The organism is Pseudomonas arvensis (genome assembly GCF_056688935.1).
This window is the reverse complement of record NZ_CP162038.1, coordinates 2053412-2069939: the sequence shown is the minus strand read 5'-3', so window position 1 is coordinate 2069939 and position 16528 is coordinate 2053412. Positions and strand designations below refer to the sequence as shown.

The window sequence follows — 16528 nt, the reverse complement described above, 5'->3', positions numbered from 1 at the left end:
TTGTCTTAAAAGTATCCCCGCGACGTTACTTGAGTCTATTGATTGCAGACCACAAGCGCAGGGACCAACCGAGGAATGACCATGATTCGAAAAATCCCCAAGATCGCCTTGCTGGTAGGTGCACTCGCTATGGCCGGCCAAGCCTCCGCCCACGGTGGTGGATGGGGTGGCCCGGCCGTCTTGGGTGCACTGGTCGGCGCCGCCGTAGTGGGCTCCGTGGTTGCCAGCCAACCCCGTGAGGTCTATGTGCAGCAGCCGGTCTACGTGCAACCGCAGCCGGTATATGCCGCGCCACCGCCGGTCTACTACGCACCGCCCCCGCCGGTGTATGTGCAGCAAGAGGTGTATTACCGCCCGGCACCGGTCTATTACGGCCCACCCCGTGGTTATTACGGCCCTCCCCACGGCTACTACCGTCGCGGTTGGTAAGCCCTTATCGTGATGTCGGAAACAGGCCTCGCCCTACAAGCGGGGCCTTTTTTTGGGTACGACGTCCGGATTTATCGTGCCAAGGTCGTTCTGAGGATAATGGCCAAGCGGCAATCCCACACTATTAAGGTCGAAAGTCTACTTGCCCGACCGGGGCTTACGCTGTCATGTTTGTGTCACCCCACACTCCCACTATCGATCCAGTCCCCCAATAACAACCCAATAACAACAAGGACGACAGACCATGCCCACACAAAACCCGCACCGCACCGCTGGCCTCTGTACGTCCAGCAAGGTCTACAGCGCCCTCACGGAGCTCAAGCACCTGGAAGGCCACCGCACTGCAAAGTTCCTGGCGTTGTTGGCGGAAAACCTGGTGCGCAAAGGCCTGCTCAATGAGCAGGAAGTGGTGAGCATGCTCGATCAGGTAGTCGACTGACGCCTTTTGTTGATGTCGACTATTGACCCAGGTGATTTTTCCTAAATCGCCAGGCCCCGTAAGGTGACCCCCATAGCGATTGGAGGTCCTTATGCCCACTGTTCAAATCATGTCCGTCATCGGCAGCGCCGTCCCCGCCCCCCTTCGGGAGCTGGGCTTGCTCGCCTGCTGGTACCTGGTACGCGATGGCGAAACCATCAGCGGCCCGCTCACATCCCTGTCCGCCGCCGAAAAACAACGGCAACACGCCTCGAACTTCCGGCTCCACGCCTGAGGCTTATGGCAACGGCATCTTGACCCGCGGCTTGCTCTCCACAAACAGCGCCCAACTGGATATGAACAGCGCCGCCACCAGCGGCCCGATCACAAAGCCGTTGAGGCCAAACACCGACAGGCCGCCCAGGGTCGAGATCAGGATCAGGTAGTCCGGCATCTTGGTGTCCTTGCCCACCAGGATAGGGCGCAGTACGTTGTCCACCAGCCCGATCACAAACACGCCAAACAAGGCCAGCACCACGCCCTGCCAGATCGAACCGCTGAGCAGGAAGTAAGCGGCCACCGGCCCCCACACAATCCCCGCGCCCACCGCCGGCAGCAACGACAGGAACGCCATCAACACCGCCCAGAGCAACGCGCTGGGAATGTCCAGGAACCAGAAAATCAAACCACCCAATGCCCCTTGAGTCACGGCCACCAGCACGTTGCCCTTGACCGTAGCGCGCACCACCCGATTGAACTTGAGCTGCAACCGGCGCTTCTGCGGCTCGGCCAGCGGCACCGCCGTGCGCACTTTACGCACCAGTTCCGGGCCGTCGCGCAGCAGGAAAAACAGCAAATAGAGCATGATGAAAAAGCTCACCAGGAAATCAAACGTGCCCTGGCCGAAGCTGAACGCCTGGGTGGCGAAGAACTGGCTGCCCTGCATCGCGCTCTTGACGATTTTCTCGCGCAGGCCTTCAAGGTTGCCCATGCCAAAGCGGTCCAGCAAATGCTGGAAATACGGCGGCAGGAAGTTTTTGAACTGTTCGATATAACCGGCCACGTCAAGCTTGCCGCTTTCAACGTTTTTGTAGAGCGTTGCGCCCTCTTGCACCAGCAAGGCGCTGGTGATGATCACCGGCAGGATCGCGATCACCAGGCACACCAGCAAGGTGGCCAGTGACGTCAGGTTGCGGTTCCAGCCAAACCGCTGCTGCAGGCGGCGCTGCATGGGCGCAAAGATGATGCCGAGGATGACCGCCCAGAACACCGCCCCGTAGAACGGCAGCAATATCCAGATAAAGGCGACGGTCACCAGGACCAGCAGCAACAACAGGGTTTTGAATTGCAGGTTGGTTTGATTCATGTTCGGTCCATGTCAAAAAAGCAGGGCGCGCGTTTACGTCCCGGTGCTTAGTCCGCCGCAACTCCTGGGAGTGCCATCTTTGTTGCGCTAAGCGTAGACCCAGATCAATAAAGCCCTGCACCGCTTCAACTACCCTCGCGCTTTTTTGCGACCCAAGCCCATGCCTCCTGTCATCGCCCCCGAACTGCTCGCCCCCGCCGGCACCCTGAAAAACATGCGCTATGCCTTTGCCTACGGCGCCGATGCGGTCTACGCCGGCCAGCCGCGCTACAGCCTTCGCGTGCGCAACAATGAATTCGACCACGCCCACCTGGCCCTCGGCATTGACGAGGCTCATGCTCAGGGCAAGCGCTTCTACGTGGTGGTCAACATCGCGCCGCACAACGCCAAGCTCAAGACCTTCCTCAAAGACCTGGCCCCGGTCATTGCCATGGGCCCGGACGCGCTGATCATGTCCGATCCCGGCCTGATCATGCTGGTGCGCCGGCATTTCCCGATGATGCCGATTCACTTGTCGGTGCAGGCCAACACGGTGAACTGGGCCAGCGTGGAGTTCTGGCAGCAGCAAGGGATTTGCCGGGTGATCCTGTCGCGGGAGCTGTCACTGGAAGAGATCGAAGAAATCCGCCGGCAGGTGCCGGCCATGGAGCTGGAAGTGTTTGTGCACGGTGCCTTGTGCATGGCCTATTCCGGCCGCTGCCTGCTGTCGGGCTACATGAACAAACGCGACGCCAACCAAGGCAGTTGCACCAACGCGTGTCGCAGGAAATATCAGGCTACACCAGCGGTGGAGAACGCCACGGGGGATATCGTCCAGGAATATCAGCCAACCCTCGGGATCGGCGCGCCGACAGATCAGGTGTTCCTGTTGCAGGAAGCCAACCGTCCCGATGAGCAGATGCCCGCCTTCGAGGACGAGCACGGCACCTACATCATGAACGCCAAGGACCTGCGCGCCGTGCAGCACGTGGACCGCCTGACCCACATGGGCGTGCATTCGCTGAAGATCGAAGGGCGCACCAAGTCCCACTTCTATTGTGCACGCACCACCCAGGTGTATCGCCAGGCCATCGATGATGCAGTGGCCGGCCGGGCATTTGATCGCGACTTGATGACCCATCTGGAGTCCCTCGCCCAACGCGGCTACACCGAGGGGTTTCTCCGTCGGCACGTGCACGACGAATACCAGAACTACCAGAACGGCAGCTCCGTGTCCGAGCGCCAGCAGTTTGTGGGCGAGTTGACTGGCGAGCGCCGGGGCGAGTTGGCCGAGGTCAAAGTAAAGAACCGCTTTGCCGTGGGCAACCACCTGGAGCTGATGACCCCCGCCGGCAACTTCCACTTTGACCTGACCACGTTGCACAACGCCAAGGGCGAGGCCATCAAGGTGGCGCCGGGGGATGGGCACACCGTGTATGTACCGATCCCGACCGAGATGGACCTGCGCTTCGGCCTGTTGATGCGCGACGTTTAGATCCGGAACTGCCCGACCAACTGCCCCAGGCGCTGGCCCAAGTCCGCCAGGCTGCGAGAAGTCTGAGCGCCCAACTGGGTTTCATCGGCGACGCTGTCCACCGCCACCGCAATCTGGTGCACGCTGCGGTTGATCTCTTCGGCCACGGCGGTCTGCTCTTCGGCGGCGCTGGCAATCTGAGCGTTCATTGAGTTAATGGTGCCGATCAACTGGGCCATGGTGTCCAGGGACGCGCCGGCCTGGTTGGCCTGGGCCGAGGTGCCGTCACCGGCATCGCTGGAGCGGCGCATCGCGTCTACGGCGGCGACCGTGCCTTTTTGCAGGCGGTCGATCATGCCCTGGATTTCCTGGGTGCTGGTCTGGGTGCGGCTGGCCAAGGCGCGCACTTCGTCGGCGACCACCGCGAAACCACGACCAGCCTCCCCGGCCCGTGCGGCTTCAATCGCCGCGTTCAGGGCCAGCAGGTTGGTCTGCTCGGCAATCGAACGGATCACGCTCAATACGCTGACAATCGACGCCACATCCTGCTGCAAGCTGTCGAGGGACACCCCGCTGCTGCGGATGTCGCTCACCAGTGCATGGATCTGCGCGATGCTGCCGTCCACCACGCGCTTGGCGGCCTGGCCTTCAGCGTCGGTCTGTTGCGCCGCCACGGAGGCGCCTTGGGCACTGCGCGCCACTTCCTGCGCAGCCGAGGACATCTGGTTGATCGCGGTGGCCACCTGATCGGTCTCGTGGCGCTGGCGTTCCATGGCCTGCTCCGAGCGCTGGGCCTGGTCGGACACCTGGCTCACCAGCCCGGTCAGTTGCGCGGTCATTTCCGTGATCTGGCGCACCAGCCCGTGGATCTTGTCGACAAACCGGTTGAACGCACCGGCCAGGTCGCCCAACTCATCCTGGCTGGTGATGGCCAGGCGGCGGGTCAAGTCGCCTTCACCGGCAGCGATGTCATCGAGGTTGGCTTTCATCAAGTGCAGGGGACGCAGGATGGTATTGGCCAGCAACATGCCTACGGCGGCGATCACCAGCAGCACCACCACCGCCACGCCGAGGATACTCAGCAACACGCCTTCCATGCGTTTTTCGACCTTGGCCTCGACCACCGCCACCTGGGCTTCGATGCCGTCGAGGTTCACGGATGTACCGATGACCATGTCCCACTTGGGCAGGTATTCGGTGTAGCCGAGCTTGGGCACCAGTTCGGTCTGGCCGGGCTGGGTGGAGCTGTATTGCAGGTAGTGGCTGCCGTCCTTGCCGACCTTGACCAGGTCGCGGTTGACGTAGACGCCGTTGGGGTCGCGGTTGTCCTTGAAGCTCTTGCCCACGCCATCAGGGCTGTTGCCCTTGAACAGGCGGATGGTTTCTGAGTCGTAGCCGAAGAAGTAGCCGTCCTTGCCGTAGCTGGTGTTGGACAGCAGTCTGACCACCTCGGCCCGCGCCGCCGTGTCACCGGGGGCGGCTGCGTCGTAGAGCGGCTTGATGGTGCTCATGGCCACTTCCACATAACTTTGCAGGGTGGCCTTGGCGTTGTTGAGCAGACGCTGGCGGGTTTCATCCACCTCGTTGCGCGCCTGCCCCTGGAGGATCCACACAGTGGTCAGGCTGATCACCACGGCAAACAGCAACACCGGCACAACGGCGAGGGACAGGACTTTGGCCTTCAGGCTCAGACGCATGGCTTTTCTCTCTTATTAGGCGACTTGAGAGGTTATCGGCCAGCGGCGGTGAATCTGTAGATCAGAGTGTCATCGCCGCCAGCCAGCCAAATGCGAGCAATGGCAGGTTGTAGTGCAGGAAAGTCGGCACCACGGTGTCCCAGATATGGTGATGCTGGCCGTCGATGTTCAGGCCGGAGGTCGGGCCAAGGGTGGAGTCCGACGCCGGTGAGCCGGCATCGCCCAGCGCACCCGCCGTACCGACGATGCACACGATGGCCATCGGGCTGAAGCCCAGTTGCACACACAGCGGCACAAAAATCGCGGCAAGAATCGGCACCGTGGAAAACGACGAGCCGATGCCCATGGTCACCAGCAGGCCCACCAGCAACATCAACAATGCACCGACGCCACGGCTATGGCCGATAAACGCCGCCGAGGTTTCGACCAGCGCGCGCACGTCGCCGGTGGCCTTGAGCACTTCGGCAAAACCTGAGGCGGCGATCATGATGAAGCCGATCATGGCCATCATCTTCATGCCTTCGGTAAACAGGTCGTCGGTGTCGCGCCAGCGCACGATGCCCGACACCGAAAAGATCAGGAACCCGGCCAGGGCACCGATGATCATCGAGTCCAGCCACAGCTGAATGATGAACGCCGAGGCAATCGCCACACCAGCCACCAGCAGGGTCAGCGGGTTGTATTGCACCGCGACTTGCTCGACGCGCTCGATTTTTTCCAGGTCATACACGCGCTTCTTGCGGTAGCTGATAAACACCGCCACCAGCAGGCCAACCACCATGCCCAGGGCGGGCAGGCTCATGGCGTGGGTCACGTTGACCTGGCTGATGTCCACACCGCTCTTGGCCACATTGGCCAGCAGGATCTGATTGAGGAAGATATTGCCGAAGCCCACCGGCAGGAACATGTAGGGGGTGATCAGGCCGAAGGTCATCACGCAGGCAATCAGGCGTCGGTCCAGTTGCAGCTTGGTCAGCACGTACAACAGCGGCGGCACCAGTAGAGGAATGAACGCAATGTGGATCGGCAAGATGTTCTGCGACGCAATCGCCACCATCCACAGCAAGCCGATCAACAGCCATTTGACGTGGCTGCCGCCGCTGGCGTCCTGGCGGTCCACCAGTAACAGCGCCTTGTCCGCCAACGCATGGGCCAGGCCGGACTTGGCAATCGCCACTGCGAAAGCGCCGAGCAATGCGTAGGACAACGCCACGGTCGCACCGCCGCCCAAACCGCCGTTGAAGGCTTTGAGCGTGGCTTCGATGCCCAGGCCACCGGTCAAACCGCCCACCAGGGCGCCGACGATAATGGCGATGACCACATGCACGCGGGACAGGCTGAGCACCAGCATGGTGCCGACCGCGGCGATGACTGCGTTAATCATGGTTACCTCAAGCAAAAACATAAAAAACAGGCATACCCTCGCTCAGGTGGCCATTGGCTGGCGACCCGCATGCAGGCTTCAAGGAGGTCTTATTAGAGGGCGCGCACTTTGCAGGACGTGGGGCTGCATGTCAAAAAACCGTGGCGAGGGAGCTTGCTCCCGTTCGACAGCGCAGCTGGAGCCGGCTTTTACCCCCCCCTCTAAGGCCCCGCACAAGCAAGCTTGCTCACCAAAAAAGCAAATTTAAATTGATCGTTTGAATAAAGAACCCCCCAAAGCAGCCGACAACCTGACTCTATGTGCTTTCAGGTTAAGGATGTCCCGATGTCGCTCAGGCAGCTCTCCATTCAATGGAAAATCACCCTGCTCGCGGGCCTCTGCCTGCTGGGGATCGTGACCCTGCTGGTGGGTTTGTCGCTGTATCGCATGGCGCAGAGTTCGGAGCAGGTCCAGGCCTCCAGCATGCAGATGCTCAATACCTCCGCCCAGGCGCGCATCGAGGCTCAAGGCGAAGCCCAGGCGCTGGGTATCCGTCGTCAGTTCATGGATGCCTACCAGTACGGCCATGGCTTTTCCCGTCAGGTGCTGTTCCTGCGCGAGCAGGCCGAAAAGCGCTTCCTCGACGCCTTCGACACCCGCGAAGACCTGACCCGCCAGGTCAAGGCCGCCTTGCAGGCCAACCCGGACCTGCTGGGGTTGTCCCTGGTGTTCGAAGCCAATGCGCTGGACGGCAAGGACGAGTTGTTCGCCGATCAGGCAGAGTTGGGCAGCAACGACAAAGGCCGCTTCGCCCTGTACTGGTCGCAGCCGACGCCGGGCACGCTCACCTCAATGGCCCTGCCGGAAAGCGATATGGCCGACACAAGCATCGGCCCCAGCGGTGAACCGGCCAACGCCTGGTTCACTTGCCCGCGCACGACGCTCAAGCCCTGCGTGATCGAACCCTACTTTTATATGATCAACGGCCAGAACGTGCTGATGACCAGTATCGTGTTCCCGCTGACGGTCAATGGCAAAGTCATCGCGTCGCTGTCGGTGGACATCAACCTCAACAGCCTGCAGGCCGTGAGCCAACAGGCCAGCCAGAAACTGTACGACGGCCAGACTCAGGTGAGCATCCTCAGCGCTACCGGCTTGCTGGCCGGCTACAGCGCGGACGCCACCCAGTTGAGCAAACGCCTGGATCAGGTCGACACCGTCAGCGGCGCGCAAGTGCTCAGTGCACTGGCCAGCGGCCCACAGATCCGCAGCCTGCGCACCGACCATCAGCTCAAAGTGCTGGCGCCGTTCGCGCCGATTCCTGACGGCAAGCTGTGGGGCGTGTTGCTGGATGTACCGGAAAAAGTCCTGGTCGGCCCCGCCGAAGCGCTGAAGGCCGAACTGGATGCCGACAATGCACGTGGCACGCTGCTGGAATTGGGGCTGGGCCTGCTGGCGGCCGTGTTCGGTCTGATTCTGGTGTGGCTGATGGCCCGCAGCGTGACGCGGCCGATCCTCGGCGTGGCGCACATGCTCGAAGACATCGCCAGCGGCGAAGGCGACCTGACCCGGCGCCTGGCCTACGACAAGAAAGATGAACTCGGGCAGCTCGCGGGCTGGTTCAACCGTTTCCTCGACAAGCTGCAACCGATCATTGCCGAGGTGAAGCGCTCGGTGCAGGACGCCCGTGGCACTGCCGACCAATCCGCCGCGATTGCGACCCAGACCAGCGCCGGCATGGAGCAGCAATACCGCCAGGTCGACCAGGTGGCCACTGCCTCCCACGAGATGAGTGCTACCGCCCAGGATGTAGCCCGCAGCGCCGCCCAGGCCGCGCAAGCCGCACGCGATGCCGACCAGGCCACCCGCGACGGTTTGACCGTGATCGACCAGACCACCACCAACATCGGTCACCTGGCGGCGGACATGAGCACCGCCATGGGCCAGGTCGAAGGCCTGGCCGCCAATAGCGAGAAAATCGGTTCGGTGCTGGAAGTGATTCGCGGCATTGCCGAGCAGACCAACCTGTTGGCGCTCAACGCCGCCATCGAAGCCGCCCGCGCCGGTGAGGCCGGTCGTGGCTTTGCGGTGGTGGCGGATGAGGTGCGCAACCTTGCGCGGCGCACCCAGGAATCGGTGGAAGAAACCCGCCTGGTGATCGAGCAACTGCAAAGCGGCACCGAGGATGTGGTCGGCTCCATGGGCAACAGCTATCGCCAGGCCCAGGGCAGCGTCGAACAGGTCGGCCAGGCCGTCACCGCCCTGCGCCAGATCGGCGATGCAGTCACGGTCATCAGCGACATGAACCTGCAGATCGCCAGCGCCGCGGAAGAGCAAAGCGCAGTGGCCGAGGAGATCAACAGCAACGTGGCGACCATTCGCGATGTGACCGAGTCGCTGTCGGAACAGGCCAATGAGTCGGCGCGGGTGAGCCAGGCATTGAATAGCCTGGCAAATCAGCAGCAGGGATTGATGGATCAGTTTCGGGTCTGATCTGAATCAGCCGTAGCTACGTCTTGACGCTCACCGGGCAACCGCACGCTTCGGGTCGTAGCAGCTGTCGAGCGCAAGCGAGGCTGCGTTGGCGCCCGCAGATCGCGGGGTGTCAATGCGTCCGTCACGCAGCCTCGCCAAGGCTCGACAGCTGCTACGGATGCTCAGATCTGGCGGTGTGGTAATTCGATCAGCACCTTGAGACCGCCCAGCTCGCTTTCCTGCAATTGCAGTACCCCGCCCCACACCTCGACGATATCCCGCACGATCCCCAACCCCAAACCATGGCCGTCGATCTGCTCATCCAGGCGCGTGCCACGGCTGAACACCTGGTCGCGCTGGGTTTCGGGGATGCCAGGGCCGTCGTCTTCAACCGCCAGCAGGTAGCTGTGGGCGGTTTCACTGATCGTCAGCCGCACATCGGCATCCGCCCATTTGCAGGCGTTATCCAGCAGGTTGCCGAGCAGTTCCAGCAGGTCTTCCCGGTCCCAGGGCAATTGCAGGCCGGGGGCCGCGTGGTAGCTGAGGTCCAGGTGCTCGCCATGGACCATGTTCAGGGTGGCCAGCAAACCGGGCAGTTCTTTTTCACAGTCGAACAAGGCACCCGGCAGGGTTTCGCCGGCCAGGCGTGCGCGGTTGAGCTCACGATTAAGGCGTTGTTGCACCTGTTCCAGCTGGTTGCGCAGCAGTTTGCTCAGCTCGGGATGATCCTTGAGCGCCTCGCTCGACGCCGCGCTCAGCAACACGGCCAGTGGCGTTTTAAGGGCATGCCCGAGGTTGCCGAGGGCATTGCGTGAGCGCTTGAGGCTGTCTTCGGTGTGGGCCAGCAAGTGGTTGATCTGCGCCACCAGCGGCTCCAGTTCCAGCGGCACCTGGGTGTCGAGTTGCGAGCGCTGGCCCTGTTGCAACTGGGCGATCTGATTGCGCGCAGTTTCCAGCGGGCGCAAGGCACGGCGCACAGTGACCCGCTGCAGGACCAACACCAGCAGCAACGCCGCCAACCCAAGCACCAGGCCGATCTGACGCATCAACCGGAAGCTTTCCCGCACTGGCGTGTAGTCCTGGGCCACGCTGATTGAGATCGACTGGCCAAAGCGTTTGTAGTCCGAACGCAACACCAGCAATTGCTGGCCTTCCGGGCCCAGTTGCAGGTTGCCCTTGATCCCGGCTTCGGGCAGTTGGGGCAACTCCTGGTCCCACAGCGAACGGGAGCGCCAATGAGTGTCGGCGAAATCAATCCGGAAATAATGCCCGGAAAACGGCCGCTGATAGGCCGGCGACAGGCGCTGCTCATCCAACTGCACGCCGTTGGGCCCGCGCACCAGCGCCACCAACAGGTTTTCAGCGTCGTTGCGCAACCCTGCTTCCAGATAGCGCTGCAAGCCAGCTTCGAATAACCATAAGCTGGTTTGTGCCAGCACCAGGCCGACAATCACCATCACACTGATCAGGCCCAGGCTGAGGCGGCGCTGAATCGACTTCATGCAGGGCTGGCGCCAAAGCGGTAACCCTGGCCACGCCGGGTTTCGATCACGGCGCGGCCCAGTTTGCGGCGCAGGTGGTTGACGTGGACTTCCAGCACATTGGAGTCGCGCTCGGTCTCGCCGTCATACAAGTGCTCGGCCAGGTGGCTTTTGGACAGGATCTGTTCGGGATGCAGCATGAAGTAGCGCAACAGGCGGAACTCGGCGGCGGTCAGTTGGATCTCGTCACCGTCGCGCAGTACGCATTGACGGCCTTCGTCCAAGTGCAGGCCGGCGGCTTGCAAGGTGGGCTGGTTGGCCTGGCCGTGGGAACGGCGCAACAGCGCCTGGATGCGCAGGTGCAGCTCTTCAGGGTGAAAAGGTTTGCTCAGGTAGTCGTCGGCACCGGCCTTGAGCCCTTCGATCCGCTCGGCCCACGAGTCGCGGGCGGTAAGGACCAGCACCGGAGTGGCCAATGCGGCCGCACGCCATTGCGCCAACACCTCAAGGCCGGGCAGACCGGGCAGGCCAAGGTCGAGGATGATCAGGTCATAGGGTTCGCTGCGCCCCTGATACGCGGCGTCGCGCCCATCGGCCAGCCAGTCGACGGCATAGCCCTGGCGCTGCAGGCCGGCCAGCAGTTCATCGGCCAGGGGTACGTTGTCTTCCACCAGAAGCAGGCGCATCAGTCTTCCTCGTCTTTGATCAGTACACCGTTGGTGGCGTCGAGTTTAATCTCACGCACCACACCTTCGGTGGTCACCAGCTCCACTTCGTAGGCATATTGGCCGTGTTTTTTCTCAAGCTCCGCCTCCAGCAGACGGGAGCCGGGATACCGTGCCATGGCCTGCTGCAACAGTTGCTCCAGCGGCAGGATCACGCCCTGCTGGCGCAGCGCGAGGGCTTCATCCTGGTTGAGGTCGCGGGCCTGCAAGCCCGAGCAGAACACCACCAACACCAACGCCACGCGACTGCCGGTGCGTAAATTTACCTTCATTACGTATCCTGATGATTCTTGAGAACCTGCCCGGTGAGCGCGTCCAATTCAACGTCCCATTCAATACCGTTGCGATCTTCCAGTTCGACCTCGTAGACATACTTGCCGTACGCTTCGTCCAGATCGGTGTCCAGCAGCGTCGAACCGGGGTGCAGGGCCAGCGCAGTGGCTTCCAGTTGGTCAAAGGCGACAATTGTAACAGTGGCCGGCACGGTCAGTGGCTTGTCGGGGTCCACGGCTCCGGCCTGGGTCGCCGTGGAGGCGATGATAGCGGCGGCGACCAGAGCAGTGAGGCTTTTCATGATAAGTCTCCGTTACACGATGTTATTCCTACGCCGGCCACGGTATCTGCTGCAACTTAACTGAAACTGAATTGCCACCATGGCAATTGCGCGGACAGCGGTTTTCCCACAGCTTGCGAGATTTCCTATACTGCCCCCTCGCTTCAACAGAGACCGGTATGACAGCCATCCACATCAAGTTTCCCGCGCTGACCCTCAAGGCCGGCAAACGCGCCCTCACCCGCATCCGCGAACAAGGCCTTGAGCCTGTCGATGTCGGCATCCTTCCCGGTGCGGCCGGCGGCCCCAAGGCGTTGGGCATCCAGGGCCTGGACCTGGCGCTGTTCGGCGACTGGCTGCCTCGGGCACCACGGGAACGGGCGCTGATCGGTGCGTCCATCGGCTCCTGGCGCTTTGCCAGCGCTTGCCTGCCCGACCCGGTGCAAGGCCTGCTGGACCTCGGCCGCCTGTACAACGAACAACGCTTTGCCAAAGGCGTGACCATGGCCGAGGTCACCCAGAGCTGCCAGCGCATGCTCGACGACCTGCTGGCCGGCCGCGATGCGCGGGTGCTGGACAACCCCGACTATCGGCTGAACATCATGGTAGTCAAAAGCCACGGCCTGCTCGCCGATGACCATCGCGGACGCCTGGGCCTGGGCCTGTCGTCGGTAATTGCCGATAACCTGCGTGGCCGCGCACGGTTGTCGCGGCACTTCGAACGGTTGATCATCCATGACCCGCGCCAGTTGCCACCGGTGCATCCGCTGAAGGATTTTCCGTCGCGGTTTCTTGAGCTGGATGCTGGCAACCTGCGCCAGGCGTTGCTTGCCTCGGGTTCGATCCCCATGGTGATGCAAGGCGTGCGCGACCTGCCCGGCGCAGGCGCTGGCACCTACCGCGACGGTGGCCTGCTGGACTACCACCTCGACTTGCCCTACCACGGCGAGGACATCGTGCTGTACCCGCACTTCACCGATCGGGTGATCCCCGGCTGGTTCGACAAAGGCCTGCCATGGCGGCGCAGCAATCAACAGGGTTTGCGGGACGTGTTGCTGCTGGCGCCATCCAGGGACTACCTGGCCCGCCTGCCCCACGGCAAACTGCCGGACCGCAGCGACTTCAAGCGCTTTTTGGGCGACGACAAAAGCCGCAATAAATACTGGCAAACCGCGATGAGCGAAAGCCAGCGGCTGGGGGATGAGTTTCTGCAACTGGCGGATAACGGTGGCTTGGGCGAGCGCTTGCAGGCGCTTTGACCCAGCGGTATGCGCGGCGCGTGATCAAGCTGTTAAACTCGCCGCCTGCCAGATACCTGACCGAGCTGAAAATACTGTGGAAATCTTCAAAGAGTTTACCTTCGAGTCCGCCCACCGCCTGCCGCACGTGCCGGATGGCCACAAATGCGGGCGCCTGCATGGGCATTCGTTCAAGGTGGCGATCCACCTGAGCGGCGACCTGGATCCCCATACCGGCTGGATTCGCGACTTCTCGGAGATCAAGGCGATTTTCAAGCCGCTCTACGAACGCCTCGACCACAACTACCTCAATGACATCCCAGGCCTGGAAAACCCAACCAGCGAAGTGCTGGCCAAGTGGATCTGGACTGAACTGAAACCGCTTTTGCCGGAACTCAGCGCGATCCGCATCCATGAGACCTGCACCAGCGGCTGCATCTATCGCGGCGAGTAAGCCGGCGTTGTGAAAAAACCACCCTTGGCGGTGGTTTTTTTGTGGCTGCGCACCAACTGTGGTGGCGAATCCACTGATCCAATTTGTATCACCCCCGCACCGCTTTCGTGCCCGATTGGGCACCACGGACACTCCCTCCTGCGTTGGCTCCCTGTTTGGCTATAAAGATTGTGCACCGTACCGAACGCCGGTCACTGCGAATGATTTGGCACGCGCGGTGCAACAGGCCTCGTCACTCATTCAGGGAGCAAGGCACATGACGCAGCAAGAACCGGGCAACGATTACCCCTTAAGCGAAGTCCCCATGCATGCGCGCAAGGGCCTGGCATCGACCGCCATGGTGCTGCTGGGCTTTACGTTTTTTACCGCGACCATGTTTGCCGGCGGCAAGTTGGGGGTGGCGTTCAGTTTCACTGACATGCTCGGGGTAGTGGCGTTGGGTAACCTGCTGCTGGGTATTTACGCCGCAGCCCTGGGCTACATCGCTTTCAAGAGTGGTTTGAACTCGGTGCTGATGGGGCGCTTCTGCTTTGGCGAAGTGGGTAGCAAGCTCAGTGACTTGATCCTCGGCTTCACCCAAATCGGCTGGTACGCCTGGGGAACAGCCACGGCGGCCGTGGTGCTGGGTAAATATTTCGAGCTGAGCCAGGGCAGCGTGCTGGCCTTGATGGTGCTGTTCGGGCTGGTGTTCTGCGCCACGGCCTACGTGGGCTATCGCGGGCTGGAGATTTTGTCCTACATCGCAGTGCCGGCCATGGGCTTGTTGCTGTTTTTGTCGATGTGGGTCGCCACGATGAAAGTCGGCGGGCTGGATGGGTTGCTGGCGGTAGTGCCGAGCGCTGAACTGGACTTGTCCACGGCTATTACCCTGGTGTTCGGCACCTTTGTCAGCGGCGCAACCCAGGCTACCAACTGGACGCGGTTTTCCCGCTCGGCCAGGGTGGCGGTGCTGGCCAGCCTGATCGGTTTCTTTATCGGCAATGGCCTGATGGTGCTGATAGGAGCCTATGGCGCCATCGTCTATCAGCAACCTGATGTGGTGGAAGTCTTGTTGCTGCAAGGATTTGCCATGGCGGCGATGGCGATGCTGCTGCTCAATATCTGGAGCACCCAGGACAACACTATCTATAACTTCGCCGTGGCCGGCTGCAATCTCTTGCGCACCAAACGCCGCAAAACCGTCACCCTGGCCGGCGCGGTGATCGGCACTCTGCTGGCGCTGCTCGGCATGTACGACATGCTGGTGCCGTACCTGATCCTGCTGGGCACGGTGATCCCGCCGATTGGTGGCGTCATCATGGCGGACTTCTTCTACCGCTATCGCGGCCACTACCCTCGCCTGGCCGACGCACGCCTGCCGGCGTTCAACTGGCCGGGGCTGGTGGCGTATGCAGTGGGCACCGTGCTGGCATTCAACTCGCCATGGGTCGCGCCGTTGGTGGGGATCGCTGCGGCATCGCTCACCTACATCGCACTGACCGCCGTACTGCGCGTGCGGGTGCCGCTGGCTGACGCTGACCCTGGAACCCGGGTTTCACGAGAATGGTAACCTGATGACCGTCTGGACATCGGCATCGCCCTGATGATCTGGCGACTGTCTGCCTGATTGTTTTTAGCCAAGAGGAACTTGCCCATGCACATCATCAACGCCCGCCTGCGCGACCGTGAAGGCCTGCATGATCTGCACCTGGAAAACGGCCGGATCGCCAGCATCACCCCACAAGCGACGCCGCCCGTACTGACGGCCGGTGACCTGGATGCCGCTGCCAACCTGGTGATCCCCCCCTTCGTCGAACCCCATATCCACCTTGACGCCACCCTTACCGCCGGCGAACCCCGCTGGAACATGAGCGGCACGCTGTTCGAAGGCATCGAGTGCTGGGGCGAACGCAAGGCCACCATCACCGAGCAAGACACCAGGACCCGCGCCAAGAAAACCATCCAGGCCCTCGCCGCCCACGGCATCCAGCACGTACGCACCCATGTCGACGTCACCGACCCGGACCTCACGGCGCTCAAGGCCATGCTGCAAGTGCGCGAAGAAAGCACGCACCTGATCGACCTGCAAATCGTCGCCTTTCCCCAGGAGGGCATCGAGTCCTACCGCAACGGCCGCGAGCTGATGGAAGAAGCCATCCGCCTGGGCGCCGACGTGATCGGCGGCATTCCCCACTTTGAATACACCCGCGACCAAGGCGTGAGTTCGGTGAAGTTCCTGATGGACCTGGCCGAACGCACGGGTTGCCTGGTCGATGTGCATTGCGACGAAACCGACGACCCCCATTCGCGCTTTCTCGAAGTGCTGGCCGAAGAAGCCCGCAGCCGCGACATGGGGGCCCGCGTCACCGCCAGCCACACCACGGCCATGGGTTCCTACGACAATGCCTACTGCGCCAAGCTCTTTCGCCTGCTGGGGCACTCCGGTATCAGCTTCGTCTCATGCCCGACCGAAAGTATCCACCTGCAAGGCCGCTTCGACAGCTTCCCGAAACGCCGGGGCGTCACGCGGGTCAACGAACTGCTCGAAGCCGGCATGAACGTGTGCTTCGGCCAGGACTCCATCGTCGACCCCTGGTACCCGCTGGGCAACGGCAACATCCTGCGGGTGCTGGAAGCCGGTTTGCACATCTGCCACATGCTCGGCTACCGCAACCTGCAAAGCGCCCTCGATTTGGTGACCGACAACAGCGCCAAGGCCATGGCCCTGGGTGATCGCTACGGACTGGAGCCTGGACGCCCGGCCAACCTGTTGATCCTTTCAGCGGACAGCGACTACGAAGTGATTCGCAGCCAGGGCCTGCCGCTGTACTCGATTCGTAACGGCAAGGTGTTGATGAAGCGTCAGCCGGCACAGGTAGAGTTTGTGTAAGCGAGCG

General features: G+C 62.0%; 16 protein-coding genes and 2 pseudogenes. 10 read left to right on the top strand and 8 right to left on the bottom strand.

From position 1 onward, the window contains the following. Window positions 1-75 precede the first annotated feature (75 nt). From AB3G88_RS09595 to AB3G88_RS09585, 3 genes are all read left to right on the top strand, one after another. Window positions 76-429, top strand: coding sequence for a hypothetical protein (locus AB3G88_RS09595; protein ID WP_099584880.1), 354 nt, complete (start codon window positions 76-78; stop codon window positions 427-429). A gap of 244 nt (window positions 430-673) precedes the next feature. Next, the gene (locus AB3G88_RS09590) at window positions 674-868 is read left to right on the top strand and encodes a hypothetical protein (RefSeq protein ID WP_032886687.1); all 195 of its coding nucleotides are present in this window, start codon (window positions 674-676) and stop codon (window positions 866-868) included. Window positions 869-959: 91 nt separating this feature from the next. Beyond that, window positions 960-1142, top strand: coding sequence for a hypothetical protein (locus tag AB3G88_RS09585; RefSeq protein WP_099584879.1), 183 nt, complete (start codon window positions 960-962; stop codon window positions 1140-1142). Window positions 1143-1145: 3 nt separating this feature from the next. Here the strand turns inward: AB3G88_RS09585 and AB3G88_RS09580 are convergent, their stop codons facing one another. Further along, entirely contained in the window at window positions 1146-2213 is a 1068-nt protein-coding gene (locus AB3G88_RS09580; RefSeq protein ID WP_480453801.1) for an AI-2E family transporter, read from the bottom strand. 160 nt (window positions 2214-2373) lie between these two features. Between AB3G88_RS09580 and trhP the strand changes: the two genes are divergently transcribed. Beyond that, window positions 2374-3687, top strand: a complete 1314-nt coding sequence (trhP, locus tag AB3G88_RS09575) for a prephenate-dependent tRNA uridine(34) hydroxylase TrhP (protein ID WP_480453799.1) — start codon at window positions 2374-2376, stop codon at window positions 3685-3687. Here the strand turns inward: trhP and AB3G88_RS09570 are convergent. From AB3G88_RS09570 to AB3G88_RS09560, 3 genes and pseudogenes are all read right to left on the bottom strand, one after another. Further along, window positions 3684-4439: a methyl-accepting chemotaxis protein gene (locus AB3G88_RS09570; protein WP_371926576.1), complete on the bottom strand. Its 756-nt coding sequence runs from the start codon at window positions 4437-4439 to the stop codon at window positions 3684-3686. The two genes, trhP and AB3G88_RS09570, sit on opposite strands and share 4 nt — an antisense overlap. Before the next feature lie 102 nt (window positions 4440-4541). Then, window positions 4542-5363, bottom strand: a pseudogene (locus AB3G88_RS09565) (cache domain-containing protein); the annotation flags it as partial. Between the two features lie 61 nt (window positions 5364-5424). After that, window positions 5425-6744, bottom strand: a complete 1320-nt coding sequence (locus AB3G88_RS09560; RefSeq protein WP_191948416.1) for a Na+/H+ antiporter NhaC family protein — start codon at window positions 6742-6744, stop codon at window positions 5425-5427. 300 nt (window positions 6745-7044) lie between these two features. On the opposite strand from AB3G88_RS09560, the pseudogene AB3G88_RS09555 reads away from it, so the two are divergent. Beyond that, window positions 7045-8361 (top strand): annotated as a pseudogene (locus AB3G88_RS09555) (methyl-accepting chemotaxis protein); the annotation flags it as partial. A gap of 102 nt (window positions 8362-8463) precedes the next feature. Beyond that, window positions 8464-9219, top strand: a complete 756-nt coding sequence (locus AB3G88_RS09550) for a methyl-accepting chemotaxis protein (protein WP_371926575.1) — start codon at window positions 8464-8466, stop codon at window positions 9217-9219. A gap of 164 nt (window positions 9220-9383) precedes the next feature. Here the strand turns inward: AB3G88_RS09550 and AB3G88_RS09545 are convergent, their stop codons facing one another. The 4 genes from AB3G88_RS09545 to AB3G88_RS09530 are packed head-to-tail and all read right to left on the bottom strand — an operon-like array spanning window position 9384 to window position 11981. Beyond that, the gene (locus AB3G88_RS09545; protein ID WP_480453796.1) at window positions 9384-10703 is read right to left on the bottom strand and encodes a sensor histidine kinase; all 1320 of its coding nucleotides are present in this window, start codon (window positions 10701-10703) and stop codon (window positions 9384-9386) included. Next, complete coding sequence (locus AB3G88_RS09540; protein WP_099584872.1) at window positions 10700-11368, bottom strand: response regulator transcription factor; 669 nt, start codon at window positions 11366-11368, stop codon at window positions 10700-10702. Before AB3G88_RS09540 ends, AB3G88_RS09545 begins: the two co-directional genes overlap by 4 nt. Then, the gene (locus AB3G88_RS09535; protein ID WP_099584871.1) at window positions 11368-11679 is read right to left on the bottom strand and encodes a PepSY domain-containing protein; all 312 of its coding nucleotides are present in this window, start codon (window positions 11677-11679) and stop codon (window positions 11368-11370) included. The genes AB3G88_RS09540 and AB3G88_RS09535 overlap by 1 nt, the downstream gene beginning before the upstream one ends. After that, the gene (locus AB3G88_RS09530; protein ID WP_480453794.1) at window positions 11679-11981 is read right to left on the bottom strand and encodes a PepSY domain-containing protein; all 303 of its coding nucleotides are present in this window, start codon (window positions 11979-11981) and stop codon (window positions 11679-11681) included. The genes AB3G88_RS09535 and AB3G88_RS09530 overlap by 1 nt, the downstream gene beginning before the upstream one ends. A gap of 158 nt (window positions 11982-12139) precedes the next feature. Here AB3G88_RS09530 and AB3G88_RS09525 point away from each other — a divergent pair, with 158 nt between their 5' ends. The 4 genes from AB3G88_RS09525 (at window position 12140) to codA (ending at window position 16521) form a co-directional block, all read left to right on the top strand. Beyond that, window positions 12140-13219, top strand: a complete 1080-nt coding sequence (locus AB3G88_RS09525) for a patatin-like phospholipase domain-containing protein (protein WP_480453793.1) — start codon at window positions 12140-12142, stop codon at window positions 13217-13219. Between the two features lie 76 nt (window positions 13220-13295). Continuing rightward, entirely contained in the window at window positions 13296-13652 is a 357-nt protein-coding gene (gene queD / locus AB3G88_RS09520; RefSeq protein WP_017736453.1) for a 6-carboxytetrahydropterin synthase QueD, read from the top strand. A 256-nt stretch (window positions 13653-13908) separates the two neighbouring features. Continuing rightward, on the top strand, window positions 13909-15201 hold the full coding sequence (gene codB, locus AB3G88_RS09515) for a cytosine permease (RefSeq protein WP_158878871.1): 1293 nt from the start codon (window positions 13909-13911) through the stop codon (window positions 15199-15201). Between the two features lie 84 nt (window positions 15202-15285). Then, entirely contained in the window at window positions 15286-16521 is a 1236-nt protein-coding gene (gene codA / locus AB3G88_RS09510; protein WP_112194465.1) for a cytosine deaminase, read from the top strand. The last annotated feature ends 7 nt before the right edge of the window (window positions 16522-16528 follow it).